This window comes from uncultured Thiocystis sp. (assembly GCF_903866365.1).
In the GTDB taxonomy this organism is placed as follows: Bacteria; Pseudomonadota; Gammaproteobacteria; order Chromatiales; family Chromatiaceae; genus Chromatium.
The window spans coordinates 1-2,906 of the sequence record NZ_CAIPNF010000127.1; the positions used below are offsets into that span (position 1 = coordinate 1).

Here is a 2,906-nt window from a genome sequence, read left to right on the forward strand (position 1 = left end):
TCTCTACGACAATCCGCTGCTGAAAGAGCCGCTTGCGCTCGCCCACATCAAACCGCGCCTGCTCGGCCACTGGGGCACGACGCCGGGACTGAGCTTCATCTACGCGCATCTCAACCGCGTCATCAAGGACCACGATCTCAGTCTCATCTATGTCGCCGGGCCGGGTCACGGCGAACCCGCGCTGGTGGCGAATGCCTATCTGGAAGGCACCTACAGCGAGGTCGATCCGAACATCGCCCAGGATGAGGACGGACGGATCAGGACGCGAGCACGACCCGGTTCCGGCCGGCATGTTTGGCCTGATAGAGCCGGGCGTCTGCTGCGGCGATCAGGTCATCGGGCGGCGCGTCCGGTTCCGGGATGCCCCAGGCGACGCCAATACTGACGGTCACCACTGGCGCGGCGCTGTTGTGGGCATGGGGAATCTGGCAGGCTGCCACCGCTGTTCCCAGTTTCTGTGCAACGTGAAGCGCTTCTAGCGCCGTCACGCCGGGCAACACCACCACGAACTCCTCGCCGCCATAGCGAGCCACCAGATCATTGGCACGCAGCACCGTCGCCGCCAGCGCCTGTGCGACCTGCCGCAAACAATCATCCCCAGCCTGATGCCCATACTGGTCGTTGTAGGCTTTGAAATGATCGACATCGATCATGGCGACGGCTAACGGCAAACCCTGACGCGCCGCCCGTTGCCACTCCGCGCTCCAGACCGCGTCGAATTTGCGCCGGTTCGCGATGCCGGTCAGACCGTCACACTCGCTCAGTTGTTGCAGCCGGTGGTTGGCCTCGGACAGTTCCCGGGTGCGATCGGCAACCTGTCGCTCCAGACTTTCATAGAGTCGGGCATTTTCAATGGCGTAGGCCGCCTGAGCGGAGAGCATCTTCAGAATCTGGATGCGGCCGGGAGCGAAGGCCCCTGAAAGCTGATTGTTTTCCAGATACAGCACCCCGTTCAGGCGGTTCTGCGCCAGCAACGGCAGACAGAATACCGAACGGACGCCCTGCCGCTGGACATAGGGGTCGCGGCAAAACGCCGGGTCTTGACGGGCATCGTCCAGCATCAGCTCCTGCCGGGTGCGGATCACATAGCGGATCGCCGCTTCGCAAACCGTCGTCGCATCCGTCAGCGCAATCCGCTCCAGTTGGGTCGTCCGCTCCAGCACACTGGCTTGGGCGACGATCAACCAATGATCCGCGCCGGGGAGCAACAGGTAGCCCCATTCCGCACCGGCGTTTTCAATGACAATCGCCATCAGCCTCTGCAACAGCCCGTCGATCTGGATTTCGCTGGACAGCGCCAGCGACGCCTTGAGGACGGTATCGAGATCAAGCCGGTGCGTGGAAATAGCGGAAGTGAATTGACTGCTGGACGAGTCGCTGACCGACAGCGGAGCGACGGCGGCGCTGGTCAACAATCCCGCAAATTCCTGATTCAGTGCCTGAGCCGTGCCAGTTGCCCCCCACTGGTAATAGTGGAAAACCGCTTCCTCCAGCTCCGGTTTGGCGCGTTTGCGCTGATCCTGTTGCAGATGGAGCCGCCCCGCCCGTTCCAGACTCAGCGCCAGTCCCAGCGGTCGGTGATACTGACGGGCCAACGCGGCGGCGCGACCGTAGCCAGTGAGGGCGTCTGCTGGGCGCTGGCTAATCCTAGCCTGTTCGGCCCGCAACAGTTGCTCCTGCCAAGCGAAGTTGTCCGGGCAGTTGACCGTCCACAGGGCGAACTCGGCAATCGCTTCGTCCAAGGTGCGGGCGATCCGTGCTTGCTCCGCTGCATCCGCTGGCTCATCCATCGAAGCTCCGGCCAACGCCCGGTAGAAGGTGAAAACCGTCGTTTCATACAAAATCGGGATGTACTGCATCCAGTCGGCGTGGGTCGTCGCAAAGTCCCAAGCCGCCCGCCATTGACCGAACAGGTAGAGCAACTGAATCTTGAAGTTCAGAAAATAGGCGAGTCCGTGGCCGAAGCGGGTGGCCGGGTGCTGCCAACGCTCCAGCCAGACGGTTTCGTCGATCTCGTCCGTACTCAACGAGGTGAGATTTCGCCCTTCGCCCTTGAGCCGTTGCAGGAACAGTTGGCAGAACCGTTCGCTCATCAGGAATGGCGAACCGCTTTTGGCGTAGAACGCCAGACTGATCGCGCATTCCTCCAGCGCCTTGTCCACCGTGAACGCGGCCAGTGTGGTTTTCGGGATCATGGTGCGGGCATAGCCGGCGAACACCAGATTGCCATTCTCGATGCCGAACTGATACGCCTGCTGATACACCTCGATCTGTTGCGCCAGCGGTTGCACCCAGTGCAGGAAAACGGCATGCATAAACGTGACCTGGGCGCGGATGCGTGGATTGGGATAACGCTCGTTCAGGCGCATCGCCAGTGCGCTCAACGTGTAAGAATCCTGGTAATTGCCGAACCGCCGCACAATCAGCACCGACGCCCAGGCAAAACCGATCGCCGACATGGCATTGTGGCCATGGCGCATCGACCGGTTGACCACTTCCATCGCGATGTGCGGGAACAGGCTGGGGACGGCGATGAAGGTGCCATCGGTCAGAATCGCCAGCAGCCGGATGATCGCGTCCTGCTCGCGGTCGGCCACATCGTCCAGCCCGATCAGGTCGCCGATCGGGCGCTGGTTCAGCAAGCGGGAATACTCGGCCATCTGCCGCTCAAAATCGGCTTGCAACCCGGCCTCATCGCTGGCGTCGGGCAGGGTCACGCCGAACAGGCGCAGGGCGGTTCGCGCGACCTCCACCAGATCGTTATATTGTAACTTCTCAATAACTCACGGCACAGCCTGAGCGGCCAAGATCCGTTCGCGCACGATTTCCGGCAAGGGCGGGATGTCTCCGATTTGCCCGATGCGGTCATTGAGGTAGTCCCAGAAGGAAATCCCGAGCTTGCGGCA

General features: G+C 61.8%; 1 protein-coding gene and 1 pseudogene. One reads left to right on the forward strand and one right to left on the reverse strand.

All coding sequences use genetic code 11. The features are described 5' to 3' along the window. A pseudogene (locus QZY07_RS07805) lies at positions 1–253 on the forward strand (phosphoketolase); the annotation flags it as partial. 4 nt (positions 254–257) lie between these two features. On the opposite strand, the gene QZY07_RS07810 reads toward QZY07_RS07805, so the two are convergent. Next, the gene (locus QZY07_RS07810; protein WP_295401349.1) at positions 258–2,753 is read right to left on the reverse strand and encodes a diguanylate cyclase; all 2,496 of its coding nucleotides are present in this window, start codon (positions 2,751–2,753) and stop codon (positions 258–260) included. Positions 2,754–2,906 lie beyond the last annotated feature (153 nt).